Annotated in this window: 15 protein-coding genes; 3 read left to right on the forward strand and 12 right to left on the reverse strand. The window is 50.4% G+C overall.

The genetic code is table 11. From position 1 onward, the window contains the following. The first annotated feature begins 105 nt into the window (after nucleotides 1-105). Entirely contained in the window at nucleotides 106-1,458 is a 1,353-nt protein-coding gene (locus ACQUQM_RS16455) for a bifunctional DedA family/phosphatase PAP2 family protein (protein WP_432470963.1), read from the forward strand. Nucleotides 1,459-1,479: 21 nt separating this feature from the next. On the opposite strand, the gene rnr is transcribed toward ACQUQM_RS16455, so the two are convergent. The 8 genes from rnr to ACQUQM_RS16495 form a co-directional block, all read right to left on the reverse strand. Next, on the reverse strand, nucleotides 1,480-4,212 hold the full coding sequence (rnr, locus tag ACQUQM_RS16460) for a ribonuclease R (RefSeq protein ID WP_432470964.1): 2,733 nt from the start codon (nucleotides 4,210-4,212) through the stop codon (nucleotides 1,480-1,482). A 365-nt stretch (nucleotides 4,213-4,577) separates the two neighbouring features. Then, nucleotides 4,578-5,498, reverse strand: coding sequence for a protein translocase subunit SecF (gene secF / locus ACQUQM_RS16465; protein WP_432470965.1), 921 nt, complete (start codon nucleotides 5,496-5,498; stop codon nucleotides 4,578-4,580). Between the two features lie 14 nt (nucleotides 5,499-5,512). Further along, a complete protein-coding gene (gene secD, locus ACQUQM_RS16470) occupies nucleotides 5,513-7,372 on the reverse strand; it encodes a protein translocase subunit SecD (RefSeq protein ID WP_432470966.1) in 1,860 nt (619 codons plus the stop codon). Between the two features lie 62 nt (nucleotides 7,373-7,434). Beyond that, nucleotides 7,435-7,770 carry a preprotein translocase subunit YajC gene (gene yajC / locus ACQUQM_RS16475; RefSeq protein ID WP_432470967.1) on the reverse strand — a complete coding sequence of 112 codons (336 nt, stop codon included), beginning with the start codon at nucleotides 7,768-7,770 and terminating at the stop codon, nucleotides 7,435-7,437. 36 nt (nucleotides 7,771-7,806) lie between these two features. Further along, entirely contained in the window at nucleotides 7,807-8,937 is a 1,131-nt protein-coding gene (tgt, locus tag ACQUQM_RS16480; protein ID WP_432474841.1) for a tRNA guanosine(34) transglycosylase Tgt, read from the reverse strand. Between the two features lie 131 nt (nucleotides 8,938-9,068). After that, nucleotides 9,069-10,103 carry a tRNA preQ1(34) S-adenosylmethionine ribosyltransferase-isomerase QueA gene (gene queA, locus ACQUQM_RS16485; RefSeq protein WP_432470968.1) on the reverse strand — a complete coding sequence of 345 codons (1,035 nt, stop codon included), beginning with the start codon at nucleotides 10,101-10,103 and terminating at the stop codon, nucleotides 9,069-9,071. A gap of 270 nt (nucleotides 10,104-10,373) precedes the next feature. Next, on the reverse strand, nucleotides 10,374-11,111 hold the full coding sequence (locus ACQUQM_RS16490) for a hypothetical protein (protein WP_432470969.1): 738 nt from the start codon (nucleotides 11,109-11,111) through the stop codon (nucleotides 10,374-10,376). 98 nt (nucleotides 11,112-11,209) lie between these two features. Beyond that, the gene (locus ACQUQM_RS16495; protein ID WP_432470970.1) at nucleotides 11,210-12,283 is read right to left on the reverse strand and encodes an ethylbenzene dehydrogenase-related protein; all 1,074 of its coding nucleotides are present in this window, start codon (nucleotides 12,281-12,283) and stop codon (nucleotides 11,210-11,212) included. 400 nt (nucleotides 12,284-12,683) lie between these two features. On the opposite strand from ACQUQM_RS16495, the gene ACQUQM_RS16500 reads away from it, so the two are divergent. Further along, the gene (locus ACQUQM_RS16500) at nucleotides 12,684-13,679 is read left to right on the forward strand and encodes a rhodanese-related sulfurtransferase (protein WP_432470971.1); all 996 of its coding nucleotides are present in this window, start codon (nucleotides 12,684-12,686) and stop codon (nucleotides 13,677-13,679) included. A 193-nt stretch (nucleotides 13,680-13,872) separates the two neighbouring features. Here ACQUQM_RS16500 and ACQUQM_RS16505 read toward each other — a convergent pair whose 3' ends face one another. Both ACQUQM_RS16505 and ACQUQM_RS16510 read right to left on the reverse strand, forming a co-directional pair. Then, nucleotides 13,873-14,751 (reverse strand): LysR family transcriptional regulator, encoded by an 879-nt coding sequence (locus ACQUQM_RS16505; RefSeq protein ID WP_432470972.1) that lies wholly within the window; start codon nucleotides 14,749-14,751, stop codon nucleotides 13,873-13,875. Between the two features lie 181 nt (nucleotides 14,752-14,932). After that, complete coding sequence (locus tag ACQUQM_RS16510; protein WP_432470973.1) at nucleotides 14,933-16,066, reverse strand: isoprenylcysteine carboxylmethyltransferase family protein; 1,134 nt, start codon at nucleotides 16,064-16,066, stop codon at nucleotides 14,933-14,935. Nucleotides 16,067-16,630: 564 nt separating this feature from the next. On the opposite strand from ACQUQM_RS16510, the gene ACQUQM_RS16515 reads away from it, so the two are divergent. Beyond that, complete coding sequence (locus tag ACQUQM_RS16515; RefSeq protein ID WP_432470974.1) at nucleotides 16,631-17,404, forward strand: ferredoxin--NADP reductase; 774 nt, start codon at nucleotides 16,631-16,633, stop codon at nucleotides 17,402-17,404. A 96-nt stretch (nucleotides 17,405-17,500) separates the two neighbouring features. On the opposite strand, the gene ACQUQM_RS16520 is transcribed toward ACQUQM_RS16515, so the two are convergent. Next, nucleotides 17,501-18,193, reverse strand: coding sequence for a response regulator transcription factor (locus ACQUQM_RS16520; protein ID WP_432470975.1), 693 nt, complete (start codon nucleotides 18,191-18,193; stop codon nucleotides 17,501-17,503). After that, on the reverse strand, nucleotides 18,190-20,001 hold the full coding sequence (locus tag ACQUQM_RS16525) for a sensor histidine kinase (protein WP_432470976.1): 1,812 nt from the start codon (nucleotides 19,999-20,001) through the stop codon (nucleotides 18,190-18,192). The genes ACQUQM_RS16520 and ACQUQM_RS16525 overlap by 4 nt, the downstream gene beginning before the upstream one ends. Between the last annotated feature and the right edge of the window lie 10 nt (nucleotides 20,002-20,011).

A 20,011-nucleotide genomic window follows, 5' to 3' on the forward strand; every position in this document is an offset into this window, starting at 1 on the left:
CCAATTACTAATAGAAAACATTCATTTCATACAAGACTCATTACAACTGAATAGCATATACCTGGGTCTGATATATCAGAAAACAATGAATTATACTTATCAGTTATGGAAACACTGTTACAGCCAGAGTGGCTGCTGGCCTCAATCGGCCTGATCGCATTTATCGAATCCCTGGCCTTTGCCGGCATTATAGTTCCCGGCGTTGCTCTACTTTTTGCCGCCGCTGCTGCGGCAGGACAAAACCAGATTACAGTCTGGTTTGTTTTGATGAGCGCTTATATCGGCGCAATTTCTGGCGACCTCATCAGCTTCTGGCTGGGACGGCATGCGGCGCCTTATGTGCGCAGCCACTGGCCATTTAGTCGCTATCCACACTGGCTGGAGCGAGGAGAATTACTCTTCAGAAAATATGGAGGCTACAGTGTAGTAATTGGTCGCTTTATCGGCCCGATCCGACCAGTCATTCCCTTTGTCGCCGGCACACTCGGCATGAAGCGATCACTATTTATCGCATTCAACCTACTGTCAGCACTGGCCTGGGCACCGGTCTATATTCTGCCCGGCTATTTTCTGGGCAGCTCATCCGAAGCTATCGATCCACAATGGCTGCCCCTGCTCTATCTGTTGGCCGCGGTTATCATCCTGCTACTGCTCATCCACAAGCTCCATCAATGGCTGCAGCCAGAACGAATCCTGGCAACCAAGCTGCAACTATGGCTGCGGCTACACCATTTCTGGCCAGAGAATAAAACCATCCCAACTGCAGCGATAACTCTGCTCCTGATCAGCAGTTTGCTATGTATAGCCCTGATCTCAATACAACTCAGCGGCGCAGTGCAGGACTGGAATAGCGCGGTTCAGCAGCAGATATACAGTCTGCTGCATGGACAGCCATCACTGATTCTGACCACCCTGCTCGGTGATAAGACAATACTCCTGCCGCTGATTCTGACCTCAGCAGGCTACCTTGCATTAAGCAACCAAAAGAACCTTGCCCTAGCGTTCACAGGTATTACATTCACAGCAATCATTGTTAATTCAGCGCTCAAGCTGGCAATTCAATTTCCCCGTCCGGAAACCGGACAATGGCTAAGCACGTTCAGCTTCCCCAGCGGACATACCAGCGCCGCAGCGGCAACGTTATTTTGTCTGGCCGTTCTCATTGCCGCACCACTTCAGCCCGCAATTCGGCGCTGGTGCTACCTGATCATCTGCCTGCCGGTACTGGCTGTCGCCCTGAGCCGGGTGGCCCTTGGGGTACACTGGCCGCTGGATGTGATCACTGCAGTTATTGAAGGCACTGTATTTGCAGCAACACTGCGAATACTGAGTCAGCGCTTTGACTGGCAGAAACTACAGACAAAAAAAACCAGCGCAACCCTGGCAGCAATCTGGCTGCTGGGATGCACTGGTTATCTGGCGCTGCAGTTCAGCAGCGCACTAGCCGACTATAGTTAACAGGCAGAGTTACAAAGCCAGTTAATCCTCTTTTTTAGCTTTCCTGCGTAACTTCTTCTGCTTACGCTTTTTCGCCCGGTTGCTCAGCCCTTTGGATTGCTTCTTAGACAGTTTAATGACATCACGCTCATGCTCACTCAGCTTAGCGCCGCCGGCTTTCTTAGTCGCGACACTGTCACGCCCGGTATCTTCTGTCACATTATGCGCAGGCCGCTTACGTGGCACATGCGCCCCGCCAGCTTCCGATTTAGCAGCTCCCCAAGGCGACCTTGCCTCAGATGAACCAGGTTTTTTACTGGCTCTGTTTTTGGCACTACGCGGATGAATTTCTGCACTATCGGAACGGCCACGGTGAGCTTTACCCCGTTTACCACCTTTACCCGTACCCGGCTTATTACCCTGCCGACTCTCCATCTCTGCCATCTGAATCTTACCGGCACGCAATAACTCACGCTTACTGAGCTTTTTCGGCTCTTCAGCCGCGCCCTTTTTATTTTTAGCAGCCCCTAACTGCTTAAGCAGTTCAAAGTCGATCTTGCGCTCATCCAGATCGACCCGTACCACCTGCACCTTCACCTTATCACCAAGACGGAAGCTCTTACCGCTGCGTTCGCCCTGCAATCGCTGATGCGCAGCATCGAAATGATAGTAATCACCCGGTAGCGATGAGATATGGATCAGGCCTTCAACATAGACTTCTGCCAGCTCAACAAACACCCCGAAACCGGTCACCGCAGAGATAACACCTTCGAACTCATCGCCAACACAATCCTGCATGTACTCGCATTTAAGCCACGCCATCACATCCCGGGTCGCCTCATCGGCACGACGTTCGGTCATTGAACAGTGTTCGCCCAGCTCCACCATCTGCTCCATAGTGTAATGGTGAACAAACTTTTTATTAGGGAGAAATTCATCCGGTCGATGCAGATGGCTGCTCGCCTTACCGGAGTGGATCAACGCCCGGATAGTGCGATGTACCAGCAGATCAGGATAACGCCGGATTGGCGATGTAAAATGCGTATAAGCCGGATAATTAAGGCCGAAGTGACCATTATTTTCCGGGCTATAGACCGCCTGCGACATCGAGCGCAGCATCATTATCGAGATGACATGCTTATCGATACGACCTTCCAGAGACGCACTCAACGCCTGGTAGTCCGACGGTGACGGCTTTTCCCCACCGCCCAATGACAGCCCCAGCGGCCCCAGATAAGTACGCAGGGATTCCAGCTTGGATTCTTTCGGTCCATCGTGCACCCGGAACAATGCCGGCTGCTTCAGCTTCTCCAGCAAACGGGCTGAAGCTACGTTGGCGCAGAGCATACACTCTTCGATAATCTTGTGAGCGTCGTTGCGTACCACCGGTACGATCTCTTCGATCTTGCGCTCAGTACTGAAGATAATCCGCGTTTCAGTGGTTTCAAAATCGATCGCACCACGGGCATCGCGGGATTCACGCAGTCCGTGATACAGAGCATAAAGATGCTCCAGATGCGGTACTAACTTACTGTATTGCTGACGCAGTGCAGTACCACGATCGCTTTCTGGCTGCTGCAGCATCGCACCAACCTTGTTATAGGTCAGCCGGGCATGGGAACGAATTACCGCTTCATAAAACTTATAGCCACTCAGATTGCCACTGGCGCTGATGGTCATTTCGCAAACCATCGCCAGCCGATCGACGTCGGGATTCAGGGAACAAAGCCCGTTAGACAGCTCTTCAGGTAGCATAGGTACAACAAACTCAGGGAAATACACCGAGTTACCGCGACGGTGTGCTTCCATATCCAGCTCGGAAGCCGGTTTCACATATCCGGACACGTCGGCAATCGCGACCCACAGACGCCAGCCACCAGAGCGCTTAGATTCACAGTACACCGCATCATCGAAATCCCGGGCATCTTCACCGTCGATAGTCACCAGCGGCAGATGCCGCAGATCGACCCGATTCTGTTTAGAGGACTCTGGCACTTCAGGGCCTATTCCGCCGACTTCCTGACGAACACTATCACTCCATTCATCGGGAATGTCGTAGTTATGGATGGCAACCTTGATCTCCATCCCCGGCGCCATGTGATCGCCTAACACTTCGACGACCCGGGCGGTCGGCTTGGCACGCTTGGTCGGCGGCGTAACCAGCTCGGCCACCACCAACTGGCCGTCACGGTAATCCAGCTGCTGATCCGTATTAGGGATAATCTGAATATCCTGGGTAATACGCTGATTTTCAGAATTCATATAACCGAAGCCGGCATGACCCTGGAAGCGTCCCACAATCTTATGGGTGTTACGTTCTACCACTTCGACGATAGCGCCTTCCAGACGACCTTTGCGATCTTCTCCGGTGACGCGGGCCAGGGCACGGTCGCCATCAAACACCTGTCGCATCTCACGTGCAGAAAGGAAGATATCATTCTTGCCTTCATCCGGAATCAGAAAACCAAAGCCATCGCGATGCCCCTGTATCCGACCGGCAATCAGATCCAGCTTACTCAACAGCACATAGCGCGCCTTGCGATCCCGCATCAACTGACCGTCACGTTCCATCGCCCGTAAACGCCGACGCAACGCTTCCGCCGCATCCAGATCGTTTTCTAGCTGCAGCAATACTTCCAGCTGAGGACGGGTCAGCGGCTCCCCCTTCTGTGCCAGCACTTCCATAATCATTTCGCGACTGGCGATCGGGCGCTCATATTTATCTGCTTCACGGGAAGCATGGGGATCAACGGTGGACCACTCTTTCTTAGTCATTCAGGTTCTTCATACAATTATCAGTTAGCTGCCACTATACTCCAACAGCATCGTGTTCTGGAACGCTTTTTCTAGCCACTAGCAGTGACGCTTGCGTCGCGTTCTGGCAAACGGCGAAGCCGTGTTCTAGCTAGCCGAACTTGTTCGGCGGTCTAGCGAGCAAAGCTCTGCTTTGCGATCTCGCCTGACCAAAGCTTCAAACTCCAACAAAAAAACCGGCCAATGGCCGGTTTTTTTTACGAATATAAAAGCGTTACGAGCGAAGGTTAGGCAAGGCTTTCCGGAAATTTTGAAACGGAGTTTACTGGTGTAAATGAGTATTCAAAATTCCCGGTATAACGCAGCATAACCAAGCGCAGAAGCTTTTAAGGCATTTCGTCGACTTCGCCCTCTTCCTTCTCCGGCGGCATCAGGTCTTCCTTACATACACCCATCAGGATCAGCACGTTGGCCGCGACATAGATGGATGAATAAGTACCGATACAGACACCCACCAGCAAAGCGATAGCAAAGCCGTGGATCATCTCGCCACCGAATATCGCCAACGCTGTCAACACCAGCAAGGTTGTCAATGATGTTACCAGAGTACGTCCCAGTGTCTGACTGAGGGAGGTATTCATGATCTCAATCGCAGACCCCTTACGCAGCTTGCGGAAGTTTTCCCGAATCCGGTCAGACACTACGATAGTATCGTTCAGCGAGTAACCGATAACCGCCAGCAACGCCGCCAGTACGGTGAGATCGAAATCCAGCTGCAGGATAGAGAAGAAACCCAGCACGATAAGTACGTCATGGGCCAGCGCCGCTACCGCACCAACGGAGAATTTCAGCTGGAAGCGGAAGGCGACATAGACCATGACCATAAACAGCGCCAGCAGCAGGCCAAGCCCCCCCTGCTCGCGCAGTTCCTCACCCACCTGGGCGCCAACATATTCGTTACGGCGCAGGGTAAGACTCTGGGACTCATCCGCCTGCAGTGCAGACAACACTTCATCACCCAGCTTCGGATTATGGCTTTCACCGAGTCGAATCAGAATATCCACCGGCGAACCAAAGGTCTGCACGACAGCATCGTCATAGCCTGCGGATTCCAGCTTAGTACGGATCTGGTTCAGATCCGGCCCCTGTTCGTAACCCACCTCAACCAGAGAACCACCGGTGAAATCCAGACCAAACTTGAGGCCGTTCATCGCCAGCGAGGCGACAGATATCAGCAGTAAAACCAGTGACAGTCCGGCTGCGATCTTGCGCAGCCCCATAAAGTTGTAAATCTTTGCAGTCGTCATTTTCATAGCCTCCGTCAGATCGACAGTTTCTTCAGCGCACGACCGCCGTAAGTTAGGTTAACCAGCGCACGGGTCACCATAATGGCCGTGAACATGGAGGTTACGATACCCACCGACAGGGTGATAGCAAAGCCTTTCACCGGACCGGTACCCATCGCAAACAGAATTATTGCCGCCAGGAAGGTGGTCACGTTAGCATCGAAAATAGTGGTAAATGCACGATCGAAGCCAGCACTGATCGCCGATTGCGGCGGCAGGCCATTCTTCAGTTCCTCCTTGATCCGGGAGAATATCAGTACGTTAGCATCCACCGCCATACCGACCGTAAGTACGATACCGGCAATTCCCGGCAGGGTCAGGGTAGCCGACAGCATCGACATAACTGCCATCAGCAATACCAGGTTCAGGGTCAGGGCCATATTCGCCAGCAGACCAAATACACGGTAATACACCAGCATAAACAGCAGCACCAGGGCAAAACCGATCTGCACTGAGGTAACACCCAGTTCGATGTTCTGCTCACCCAGGCTTGGCCCGACAGTACGCTCTTCTACGAAGTAGATAGGCGCTGCCAGAGCACCGGCACGCAGCAGCAGTGCCAGTTCAGAAGATTCGGTAGCACTGTCCAGGCCGGTAATCCGGAAGCTGGAACCCAGCACACTCTGAATGGTTGCCAGCGAGATTATATGCTTCTCGACGTAAGGGATACGCTTAGCAACCTGTTCGCCATCTACCGTATCATACAGTGTGCGACTCTTATGCTCGACAAACAGTACCGCCATGCGACGCTTAACCGCGTTACGGGTGGTACGGTTCATCAGCTGTCCACCTTTGGCGTCCAGCGTGATGGATACCTGCGGTACACCATTCTCATCGAAGGTGGACTGAGCGTTCGCAACGCTGGCACCGGAGATAATAATATCTTTCTCCAGGGTTGCCTTAGACGGGCGACGGGTCTCATCACGGAACGGATAGGTTTCGGTGGTCGCGCTGGAAGCATCGGTCTTGGCTTCAAGGCGGAACTCCAGGTTGGCAGTCTTACCGATAATCCGTTTCGCAGCCGCTGCGTCCTGAATACCCGGCAACTGGACTACGATCCGGTTACGCCCCTGACGCTGCACCAGCGGCTCGGCCACACCCAGTTCGTTAACCCGGTTACGCAAGGTCGTCAGATTCTGCTTTATCGCGTAGTCCTCGATCTCACGAACCTTGCTTTCCGCCAGGTCAATGGTCAGATAGAAGGCACCGTCCAGATCTTCACTTTCGATCAGGAACTCTGTGTAGTCCTTACGCAACAGGCTTTGTGCCTGATCCCGCACATCCGCTTTGGAAAATTTCAGTTCCAGGCTGCCATCTTCACGATGATTAACCGCGCGATAACGCAGCTTCTCGGCACGCAGCTTGGTTTTGATCTCGCTGACATAGACATCCAGGCGCTGTGCTACGGCCTGAGCCATATCCACTTCCAGCAGGAAATGCACACCACCGCGCAGATCCAGACCCAGCTTCATAGGCCCGGCACCAAGAGAGTTCAGCCAGTCCGGTGTAGTCGGCGCCAGATTCAGTGCCACAACGTAGTCATCACCCAAAGTACGGCTGATCACTTCTTTTGCCTGCAGCTGTGTCTGGCCATCAGCAAAACGGATCAGAGCACTTTTTGAAGTCAGCTCGTCACCTTTGAAGCTAAGCTGCTCTTTTGCCAGCTCAGCCTTCACCTTGTCCAGTAATGGCTGATTAACCACGTTCTGCGCCCGGGCACCGGACAGCTGAATCGCGAAATCATCTGGATAAAGGTTAGGCGCTGCGTAGATACCACCGATCAGCAGTATCAGAACGATCAGCGCATTTTTCCAAAGCGGATATTTGTTGAGCATAATGCCCCTGTCCTTGCATCAAAAAAACGCCACGTTGAACGTGGCGTTATTTAGGAGAGTTGTTACTTGATATCTTTGATAGTGCCTTTTGGCAAAGCCGCACTGACGTGTGCCTTCTGGAAGGTCAGCTCAGTATTCTCAGATACCTGCAGTACAACGTAGTCTTCGTTCAGACGTACCACCTTACCCAGGATACCGCCAGCGGTGAGCACTTCATCACCCTTGCTCAGTCCGCCCAGTAACTCTTTATGCGCTTTGGCACGCTTAGACTGTGGACGCCACATGAACATGTAGAAAATAACACCGAAACCAACCAGGAAGATCAGGTTGAACATGCTTGGATCCATACCGCCAGGTCCTGCTGCTTCAGCGTATGCTGGAGAGATAAAAAAGCTCATTAAGGCTACTCCTAATACTTAGTAAATTATAAAAAATCAGTCGCTTTCTGTTGCAGTCAGGGGCGGTGTTTCCTTGCCCAGCTGCCGGTAGAACTGGTCGACAAAGGCGTCCAATTTACCCTGTTCAATGGCCTGACGCAAACCACTCATGACCTGCTGATAGTAGTGCAGATTATGAATAGTATTGAGCTGCGCACCCAGAATCTCTTTGCACTTATCCAGATGATGCAGATAAGCACGACTAAAGTTCTGGCAGGTATAGCAACCACAGTCTTCATCCAATGGCCGGGTATCGGTTTTATTGGCTGAATTACGCAGCTTAACGACACCGGTTTTAGTGAACAGGTAACCGTTACGCGCATTACGGGTCGGCATTACGCAGTCAAACATATCAACTCCGCGCCGTACCCCTTCCACTATATCTTCCGGACGACCAACACCCATCAGATAACGCGGCTTATCATCCGGCATTTTCCAGGCCAGATGATCCAAAACTTTTTCCATCTCCTCTTTCGGTTCACCCACCGACAGACCACCGATAGCATAACCATCGAAGTCGATTTCGGTCAGACCTTCCAGAGATTCATCGCGCAACTGCGGATACATACCGCCCTGAATAATACCGAACAGTGCCGAAGGGTTATCACCATGAGCCTCTTTGGAACGCTTAGCCCAGCGCAATGACAAACGCATTGATTTAGCCGCTTCAATTTCGGTAGCCGGGTAAGGCGTACACTCATCGAAGATCATCACGATATCGGAGCCCAGGTCTTTCTGGACCTGCATCGACTCTTCCGGCCCCATGAAGACCTTGGAACCGTTTACCGGCGACTGGAAGGTAACCCCTTCCTCGGTGATCTTACGCATCGCGCCCAGGCTGAATACCTGAAAACCACCGGAATCGGTCAGAATAGGACCTTTCCAGTTCATAAAGTCATGCAGGTCACCGTGCTGTTTGATCACTTCGGTACCGGGACGCAGCATCAGGTGAAAGGTGTTACCCAGAATCATATGGGCACCGATCTCTTCGATATCACGCGGCAACATGCCTTTAACCGTGCCATAGGTGCCTACCGGCATAAACGCAGGCGTTTCAACATCACCACGGGGAAAGCTCAGACGTCCGCGACGGGCTTTGCCATCGGTCGCGATCCGCTCAAACTTCATAAAACATTCTCTAGTCACAACTTTTCCTAATCTGTTTTCATCCGTTCAGGATGAGTACTACCTTATATAAGGCTGAATTTATTAAATCAAAGGGCTACTTTCGGCTTATTCCTGTGCACTGTCCTGACGGGTCAGAAACCTTGCCTGCTCAAAAACATGGCATCACCGTAGCTGAAGAAACGATACTTCTCTGCCACCGCCGTTTTATACGCAGCCATCATATGCTCGTAGCCGGCAAAAGCCGATACCAGCATCAGCAGTGTCGATTCCGGCAGGTGAAAATTAGTAATCAGCACATCCACCGTGCGGAACTGGTAACCCGGAAAGATGAAGATATCGGTATCGCCAAAAAACGGTTTGATCTCGCCATCACTACTGGCGGTTTCCAGGCAGCGTACCGATGTAGTCCCCACTGCAACTACGCGATTACCACGCGCTTTGGTCTGCCTGACCATTTCGCAAACCTCTTCCGAGACTTCGATATACTCGGCATGCATCTTATGGTCGTGGATATTGTCCACCTTCACCGGGCGAAAGGTTCCCGCCCCGACATGCAAGGTTACAAAAGCACGGTTAACGCCCTTCTGGTCCAGTTTTTCCAGCAACGCATCATCAAAATGCAGACCCGCCGTCGGCGCTGCTACCGCACCCGGCTTTGCGTTATACACCGTCTGATAGCGTTCACGGTCAGAAAGTTCATCTTCCCGCTTCATATAAGGCGGCAGCGGCATATGGCCAAACTGCTCCAACGCTTCGATCAGGTTACCTTCTGTCAGATCAAACTGCAGCTCAAACAGGTCATCGTGACGGGCAACCATAGTTGCCTTCAAGCCGCCATCCAGCGTCAGTTCTGCACCGGGCTTAGGTGAACGACTGGAACGGATATGCGCCAGCGCAGAGCGCTCATCTATTAACCGCTCAACAAGTACTTCGATCTTGCCGCCGGAGGCTTTCTGACCAAACATCCGCGCCGGTATCACCCGGGTATTATTGAATACCACAAGATCACCCGGTTCGAGCAGATCCAGCACCTCATAGAAACGGCGGTGCTGTTGTGCTCCTGTATCGCCATCGACACACAGCAGACGACTGTCACTGCGCTTGTCCAGCGGATATCGGGCGATCAGTTCATCGGGAAGATCGAAGTGGAAGTCTTTAACTTGCATATTGAGAGTCTTTAACGTGTATAGAGTCTTTAACTTGCAGCTTAAATAGCTGAGCCGGATTCAGGTTTACAAAGGGAGCGTATCCTACCCGATCTGCAGCTAAATTTCAGTTATATTGCACTCAGGTAAGTAGCTGTTTATTGCCAGGGCCAGTACCAACTCATACCGCAAATTATTGATGAGCTGAGAGCGCATAAAAAAAGGGCTCTGAATAAGCCCCTTTAGTATTGATTTTATTGTGTTTTTTAACACCTCAAAATCTCAAACACGTCAATCCTCCGTCGCGCTTTCCAATACGACCGCCGGTAACCTGAACCACATATCGAGCAGACACAGGCCGCTCATGGCACAGACAGCACCAATTTCGACACTGCCGGCCGCGGCGATAACGTATGCAAAGCCGCTGAAGAACTTAGCCAGCCACCAGGATGCAATATCCATCCACAGGGCAACCCACCCGGCAGAGATAAGCAGTGTTTTAACCCATGTTACATACGAGCTGAATGCCATCACCAGAGACACGATAATCAGAAACACCGCGATACCAAACAGGTGAATATGCGCTGACTTCGCCATCGCAGTCCAGCTGTAACCCGCATCAGTATATTGCACAATGTCTTCATAACTGCTGAACGGCATAGACGTAATCGCCTTACTCATCTGTGAATTCCGGCTATGACAATTCTGGCAGTCCTCTTCGATAATATACATCACCTCATTTGCGAAAAACTCATCGTCTTTCGCACCATCAGCGATCCACTGCGTCAGCACATCAATATCACCGTCTTCGGCGACATATTCATACATCGAACCTTTCATCGCTGAGATCAGTATCGATTCGCCATAATGGGCCTGCACTTTGTCCATCTCGGGAATATTGAAGCCGCTGCTGTGTTTCGAATACAACAAACCGATCAGAGTTGCTGCGCTGAGAGCGCCCAGAACCACCGTAATGAGAAAGCCGGATATGCCCAGCTTTGCAGGAAAATTAAGAGTATTAATACGCATAGATCAGCCCCTGAAACACAATCGATTGTGCTTGATAGTCAGGCCAGGCCTGACAACATACGACAGCTCCCTCCTCACTGAGGAGAGAGCACGCTCAGTTACTTGAAGATGAGATCATAAGCACTGTCGTGATACAGATGATCGATCTGTGAATTATCGAACACTGCAATACCAAAACTGTAAGCTTTACTCAGATCAGAAAACTGCACATCCTGAATCTCAGCCTTATCCCCTGTAGTCACCAGCGCCCGCTTGATCTCGATAGTCCACTTGCCATCCTGCCACTCCCCTTTTGCCCAGATATCACCTCGGGATCCGGTAAACGGCTCAGATACAATGCCGGGGATTCGATCACCGGGTTTGAAGGTATCCACAAAAGCTGTCATTTGCGACGGTGTGATAGTGAAGCCATCAACATTACCCTGGCTGCGATTCATAAACGCAGGTCCGGTCTTATCTGCGTTAATATTATTCACGTAGCCGCCACCGGTTTTACTATCACCATGACGACCCCAGTTTTTATTCACCGCAGGATCCTTCACATGATCCACGAACTGATCATCGATCAGGCCTAACGGATTCATCCGTACACTCTTCCAGTGCCACATATCGATGGTCTGGCCCTCACGGGTATATTTGCGACCCGGCGCTATACCTATCTGATCGATACCGGCGATCTTGCCTTCATCATTCTGCATGTGGCAGGCAGCACTACAGCCTTTCTTAGCAAAGCCCCGCGCGTTGATGTTCCAGAAGATACCGAATTTGTCTTCATAGTAGACATTATCGTGGCCGGTCTGGTCCTTACCTTTCAGTTGAATCCAGGAGCCATCAGCCTGTTTTTCCCAGGGATAGCGGGCCAGGCTTTTAGTCGGATCATCATACTGAATAAGAAAGTACACAAAATTCTCATCGTACAGCGATTTCATCGCCACGTTGGCGCTGGTCATGCCGCCATAATTATTAGCTTTATATGGCAGGTTATTAAGCTGCACTGTTAGAGCTGATGCTTTATCCCAGGCACTTTCAGCCATACCATCGAGCACTACAGTCGTGTCGGTCTTAATACTGGTCAGGGTCTCGTTAGCGGCCTGTACTGCATTGCTCAAGACACCACCGAGGATTATCAGCGAACCAGCAAAGCCTGCGGTGGTTTTAATAAATCTACGCATTACTTAATCCTCATAATGGATGAATCAGAACGTTAATAACGCCCTTCTATTTATAGGCTGTTGTTCTTAACTACTATTTCCTTAACCTTTTACCTTAATTTCAAGTCTACGCCCGGTAAGGACCACCGCGCGATACATTGCCATACTCAGAGCTCCCATTTTGGGGCATTACTTTTCTCTGACTTGATTCAGATCACATCTTTTCAAAGCACATCACATTACCGGCCAGATTTAGAGTGAAAGCGCATCTTGTCTAACTCCCCCCCTTCAACATCACGTTAAGGGGTAAAAGTACCCTTACTCTTTGTCTGTCTTCCTAAGCGCCCTATCCAAGTACAATAGCAATCTCGTATAAACCCATAAGCTCCGGATTTACGTTCCGATCGGCTGAGGAAAATTGATGTCACAGATTGTAGTTTGCGCGATGTATAAGTTTGTCGCGCTGGAAGATTTTGAAACGCTGCGTGAACCGCTACACAAAGTCATGCAGGATAACGGTGTGCGCGGCACACTATTGCTCGCACGGGAAGGTATCAACGGTACCGTTGCAGGCACTCGTGAAGGTATTGATACCTTGCTTACCTGGCTGCAGAACGATCCGCGACTGACGGATATCGTCTACAAGGAATCGATCGACGCTAGCAATCCGTTCCATCGCACCAAGGTTAAGCTTAAGAAAGAGATCGTCACTATGGGCGTCGAGGGTATCGACCCCAAGCAAGTGGTCGGCACTTACGTCAAACCTGAAGACTGGAACGCACTGATCTCAGACCCTGATGTTACCCTGGTTGATACCCGTAACGACTACGAGGTACAGGTCGGAACATTTGAAGGCGCGATTAACCCTGATACCGACACTTTCCGTGAATTTCCCCAGTATGTGAAAGACAACCTGGATCCGGGGAAAAACCGCAAAGTCGCGATGTTTTGCACCGGCGGTATTCGCTGTGAGAAGTCGACCGCCTACCTGAGAGAGCAAGGCTTCGATGAGGTCTATCATCTTGAAGGCGGGATTCTCAAATATCTGGAACAGGTACCACAGGATGAGTCAATGTGGCAGGGCGAGTGCTTCGTCTTTGATAACCGCATCACGGTCAACCATCAGCTGGAAAAAGGCAGTTACGACCAGTGTCACGCCTGTCGCCTGCCGCTGACTGCAGAGCAGATGCAAAGCGAGAAATACCGGGCCGGCATCAGCTGCCCGAACTGCTATGACTCACACAGCGAAGATCAGCGTCAGCGCTTTGAGCAGCGCCAGAAACAGATGCAACTGGCCCAGCAACGCGGTGAAGCCCATTTAGGTGGCGATGCGACCGAAACCATCAACCGACGTCGAGAGCACAAGCTGCAACTGCGCCAGGATCAGAAAGAGAAGAACCAACACGCGAACAGCTGATACTTTTCAGTCAAACGATACACAGGCATGTGCCACTTAATATGCCTGTGTATCTCAGCCTTATCCTGCCAAACAACACATAAGCACATGACATTTAATATGCCCGTGTATCTCAGCACAATCCTGCCAAACAGCACACAGGCATACGACATTTAATACGCCTGTTAATTTCTGCCCCGTTGATCAAAGCAGATCAGACCTTGTGACATAACTCGATCCAACGTTCGATACCGGCACTGCGGTACTTATGGCGGTTTATCACCAGATACAGCTGACGACTAAAATCACGCCCGGCTACTTTCAGCGGAACCAATGTTTCAAGATCAAACGATTCCTGCAACGCGATACGCGATAAACAACCGATGCCTAAGCCTTCTGCCACCGCTCGTTTGATCGCCTCGGAGTGCTCCAGCTCCAGCAGAACATTCAGGTTGGGCAGCAGCCCATGCAGCGCCCAGTCAAACGTCTGCCGGGTTCCGGACCCTTGTTCCCGCAGGATCCAGCGAGCTGACTGCAGATCGGTATCACTAAGCTGATTCTTACGGGCCAACGGGCTGTCCGGTGCACAAAACACCATCAGCTCATCCCTCCGCCAGGGGATTACCTCCAGATCAGGGTGTTGAATCTCCCCCTCGATCAAACCGATATCCAGATCAAAGTTAGCCACCTGGGCAACAATAGCCGAGGTGTTTGCCACCTTCAGATCCAACTTTGCCTTCGGCTGCTCATCGATATAACGGGCAATCAAACCGACTGCCAGATAATTACCGATGGTCATCGTAGCACCTATTTTCAGCTGCCCTACTGCCTGATGCTGAGCCATTTCAAGCTCCAGGCTTTGTGCCCTTTCAAGCAAGGCTTCAGCTCTGGGTCGCAGCAGCCTGCCAAGCTCATTGATCTTCAATCGTTTTCCTACACGGTCAAACAACCGGATATCAAACTGATCTTCAAGATCCCGCAACGCTCCACTGGCAGCAGACTGCGACATCGACAGGCTCTCTGCTGCACGGGTGATATTGTCGAAATGAGCAACGGCCAGAAACACTTCCAGCTGGCGTAAGGTATATTTCATATTCGTTATTTCCGATTACAATTAGATAAATAATCGCCTTTAACAATATACCAACTTTATCTACCACTATCCCAAAAAATAGATATTTAAAATTTTTTAACCTGAGAGAAAGCTTGTGAGAATAGCTCAATATCTGACATTGGACGCAGAAAGCCTCAGGATTCATTGCTCGGCAAGCCACCTAAGTCTTGGCCTTTTTTGTTTTTGAAAATCGCTTCAGGAATGAAAACAATCCGTTTTCATCGATATACACAGTGTAATCCCGATAAACAGGATCGGCAGACAAGCATCTCTCTTCATACTTCGCCCGCTGATAATAAATATAATTGATCCCCAAAAGCGCCAAACAGTTTTTAACCGCCAGCGGCCAGCTGGCCGCAATAAAAGGAATATCGATGATCCACCAGGCTAAATTTTTGGAAATATAGGCCGGATGTTTGGTCCAGCGAAAAAAACCATGGGTTAAAATCCCCCGATTAGTCAGATTTGAAAAACGCAGACCAAAATGCGCTTCACTCAACACATAGAGGGCCGTAACCAGGAGAATCGCGCAGCCCCAAACTTCATACAACAGGGTATCGTTGGATATCCAGCTCGACCAGGTGATACCACCCTCCTGGTAGTTGAGGTAACTCCGCCCGATGATCTGCCAGAAAGGCATGTAACAAACCAAACAAAACAACCAACCTCCTGCAGTTTGTTCTGACCACCGGATATGCGCGTTGAGAAGGCGCATGGTTGAGAGATAGCCAATTACAGCGATAACCAGATCGAGAAAATAGAAAGACCGGTAGATCAGGTTAAAGTAACTATCAAAATCATCCAGGCTCTGCCACTCAACATTCTGAAAAAAGACCCAATCATCAACAAAATAGCTGAACATCAAAGGCAGGAAGAAAGCCTTAACCCCAATGTTCAGACAATGGTTACGGATAATATGCCGATCCCCGATCCGGCCCAGAGTCAGGAACCAAATGCCAAAGTGCCAGTACTCATCTTTGGCCTCTTCCATATAAAGATGGATGAACAGGAAGTAACAGAACAAAACAACCAAAAGCGCATAGCGATACTCCAGAAGCAACTCAAAAAAGCGCCCATACCAGCCCCAGCCATAGACATCTGCCACCCAGAAAAATAACACTGCAATACTAAGCGATGCGAGCAAGCCCAATAGCTTAGTTTCAAAGTCAATAACCGCTTGCCGTGTAAGCAAATCGAAAGCAAGTTTTTTACTGAAATTCAGTCCGGCTTCAGTGGCTTTGTACGGGCGGACAAGACAGAGTTCAAAGGCAGCCATGACAAAAAAAACAGCCATCAGAAAAACGACTGACTGCTCCGCACTACTCAAAACCGCCAGCAGATACCCTGGAAATAAAAAAAACAGCACACAGGCAGAAACCAGCCCTAACAAGCCTGTCCAGCCGGAAACTGATGACGAAGGTTTTTGCAGTTGCGAGCTCATAGAGAACAGAGTAAGTCAGAAAACAGCTTTAAACAAACCCGATCCCTGAGCTCCTGCCCCATCTCCAGTGAAGTATTCTTGTTCAGCTCTAACGTATACGGCAAGCGACAGCACGTTGTTTTCAGACGTTTTAGCCAATGACTGCATGCACCATAATTGCAAAGCGCATGCCCATTAAATACATGAGTGGTTTTGTCAAAATGAGCTACTGCCGAAACACTTCCAACTGACGTAAGTTATATTTCATATCCGGTATTTCCGATAATAATTACCTGAATAATCGTCTTTAACAATATAACAGATCTACCTAATATAAATTCAAAAGGAATAGATACTTAAATTCTTATAACTTAAACGAATAATTAGAGCGACTAGACGAATACCATAAGTCAGTCGCATAACTGCGAGGATAGTTCCATGTCAAACATCGGCCGTGAAGAAGTGCTAAGCGTCCACCACTGGAACGATACCCTGTTCAGCTTTACTACAAGCCGCGATCCGGGATTTCGTTTCAAGAATGGTCACTTCACCATGATCGGTCTGGAGCATGAAGGCCGCCCGCTGATGCGTGCCTACAGTATTGCCAGTGCCAACCATGAAGATCAGCTGGAGTTTTTCAGCATCAAAGTACCGGATGGTCCGTTAACCTCCAAGCTGCAGCGCATTGAAGTGGGAGATCAGATTCTGATCAGCCGCAAGCCTACCGGCACCCTGATCAATGACCACCTGCTGCCAGGAAAGCACCTCTACCTGATCAGCACAGGTACCGGCCTTGCTCCCTTTATGAGCATCATTAAAGATCCGGAAATCTATGAGCAGTACGACAAGGTTATTCTGACCCACGGCGTGCGCCATTTGTCAGAACTGGCCTATGCCGATGTTATTCAGGATCACCTGCCGGACAATGAATATTTTGGCGATATGATCAGCGACAAATTGCTGTATTACCCAACCGTGACCCGCGAACCATTCCGAAACCAGGGCCGCCTGACTGACCTGATCACCTCAGGTAAGCTGGCCCAGGATCTGGGGCTGCCTGAGCTGAGCACTGAGAATGATCGATTCATGATCTGCGGCAGCCCGAGCATGCTCAAAGACACGACGCAGATTCTCGATGAGATGGGCTTCACGGAAGCCCGCCACGGTGACCAGGGGCATTACGTTATTGAGCGGGCCTTTGTCGAACGCTGATTCCAGAAAGCTAGTAAGAAAGAGAACAGCCATTCAAAGCCCGGTTTTGAAAGACAGTTTTGAATGGCTTTTTTATGCCTGTCTATTAACTGCCTTTTAATTATCAAACCGATAACCAATGCCATGCACAGTACTGATTATTCTGGGTTCTTTGGCATTCAGCTCAATCGCTTTACGCAGTTTGGATATATGCTGATCAAGGGTACGGCTGTTAGCGAGATAGTTACGCCCCCAGCAATGGTTAAACAGTGCATCGCGATCTACTACTTTGCCGCGATTCTCGAACAGCAACCGCAACACTTTAAGGTCTCGCAGGCTGAGCTCTATCACCTGATCACCGCGCAGGGCTCGTAACTCTGCCGGGCGAATCTCAAGACCATCCATATTGAAGCTTTCGGTATCTGACTGACCAGGACTCAGGTTCAGGCGCAAGCAGCGCCGCGTCACCGCGCGGATACGGGCTATTACCTCACGGCTGCCAAACGGTTTTTTAATATAGTCATCGGCGCCAAGTTCCAGACCAAGAACCTGATCGATCTCTTCCGACTTAGCGGTGATAAAGATCACCGGTAACTGTTCATTGTGCTGACGAATACGCCGACACAGAGTATAGCCATCTTGTTTAGGCATCATAATATCGAGCAACACCAGATCCGGCTGCTGCTGCTCATAAAGCTGCCAGGCCTGATCGCCATCAGCCGCCTCTATACATTGGTAGCCTTCTGTTTCTAACAGAGCCTTAAGGCCCTGACGAATATGCAGATCATCTTCGGCGATTAACAGCTTCATAATGGGTTTTCACTCCGTTGGCTGGGCGAACCATCCGTTTCCGACAGTGGGGTACGCAGTGTTAACAGAAAACTCGCACCGCTATCTGCCGTGACTTTATCCGATGGGCACTCAAGAATCAGGTCACCGCCATGCGCCCGCGCCAGATCGCGGGCAAGGCCCAGGCCGATTCCGGTACCACTAATACCGTCGGTGAGTTTATTACTGATACGGTAGAACGGAGTGAATATGGCCTCCGCTTCAACATAATTGATTCCGGGACCGTAATCCCTGATCCGAATATAGCTGTAACATTCCTCTGTAACATGCTGTTGCCAGCTGCAGATATCGATAAATTGTCCGGCCGCAGCATACTTCTCACAGTTACTCAGTAAGTTATTGATAACCTGTTCCAGCGCTTCAGCATCGAACAGGCATCGTTCTGTTGCCTGCCCGTCAAAACGCACACTGATACCACGTTCGGTCATGGCGGGTGTAAACGTTTGAATAATCTGCGCAAGATAGTCATCAACAACTCCCTCTTGCTGACGGATAGTAGTCCCTTCACGCTTGATTCTGGAAAAGCTCAACACATTATCGATCAGGCGGGATAGCCGCTGTGTTTCACTGTTAATCACACCCAGATAGCGCTGCGAAAGCGATTGTTCCTCCTCCAAAGACAGTTCATTCTCCAGCATTTCTGCATACAGCCGCACATTGGTAAGGGGCGTTTTCAGCTCATGAGATACCTGATTAACAAAGTTAACCCGCTGCTCTGCCAGACGCAGTTCACGACGATGCTCACGATAAAGCAGATAAGCCAGTGTAGATAAGCCAGCAGTTAACAACAGCAACAAGGAAGCTAACCCCAGCCAGCTGGTCACCACCGGCTGTTGCGCGGCGCTGTAGTATGCCAGTCGCCAGCTACCCAGCGGATGACTCAGCGGCAGTATCCGAACCGCCTTTTGCTGACCGTTATGTTGATAACCGCCCCAGCTATAACTGACTTCATCTCGATTATTGATAAGCTGCATTTCAGCACTTTTATACTCAGTTTCAGTAGTACTGCTGTCGGGTAGATAATTAATAAGATCGGATAGCAACCTGGCTGAATTAAGTGCAAAACCCAAAGTATTGCCCTCGAGGTCCTGCCACCAGAAAATATGCTGCAGGCCTGCCTCTGCATACCAGGCGATCCAGCCATGCGGGCTATCCTGCTGAAGGGGTTCCGACTCCTGTAACCCTGATTCCTGCAACTCAGTCTCTTGCAACAAGGTATCGGCTGCTGGGGCATAACGGCTTTTCGACGGCGAAGAAGATCGTAACTGTCCACTATAAAGCTCGTCACCGCTGACGCTTGATACCGTCTGCTGGCTGGGCGCTCCTGGAGCTACCTGTGGGTCGGTTGTTGGTGCTGTAAAGCGTTCAGGTGTGAGTAGCAAGCTTCGCGTCAGTTCAACAAAACTCTGCTCTTGCCGGTTCAGTGGCAGGTTCCGGGGAGGGAAAACGCGCTCCCCCTGGGCAGAAAGCACAAACATCTGCTGTACCTGCGCAGAACGACTGATAAATTGGCGCAGCCTGCCAGCATCATACTGCCCGCCGGTTTCACGGTATAAAGCTTCGCCCTGAGGAATAAAGTGAGCCTGTAAAGAGAAGAAGTGACCTTGCAGTTGCTGGTCGATACTCTGTAGCCGGCTTTCAACCAGATTTTTAAACTGATGAGTGGCCACCTGCTGCTGATCCAGTTGCAGACGAACTCCGAACCAGGCCAGCAGAAGCATGGGTAGCAGAATAATAACCGCAAGCAGTAGTGGGGTTCTTTTCTTCAAAAGCCTTCCT

It is taken from the genome of Amphritea sp. HPY, assembly GCF_050870985.1.
Classification (GTDB): Bacteria; Pseudomonadota; Gammaproteobacteria; order Pseudomonadales; family Balneatricaceae; genus Amphritea.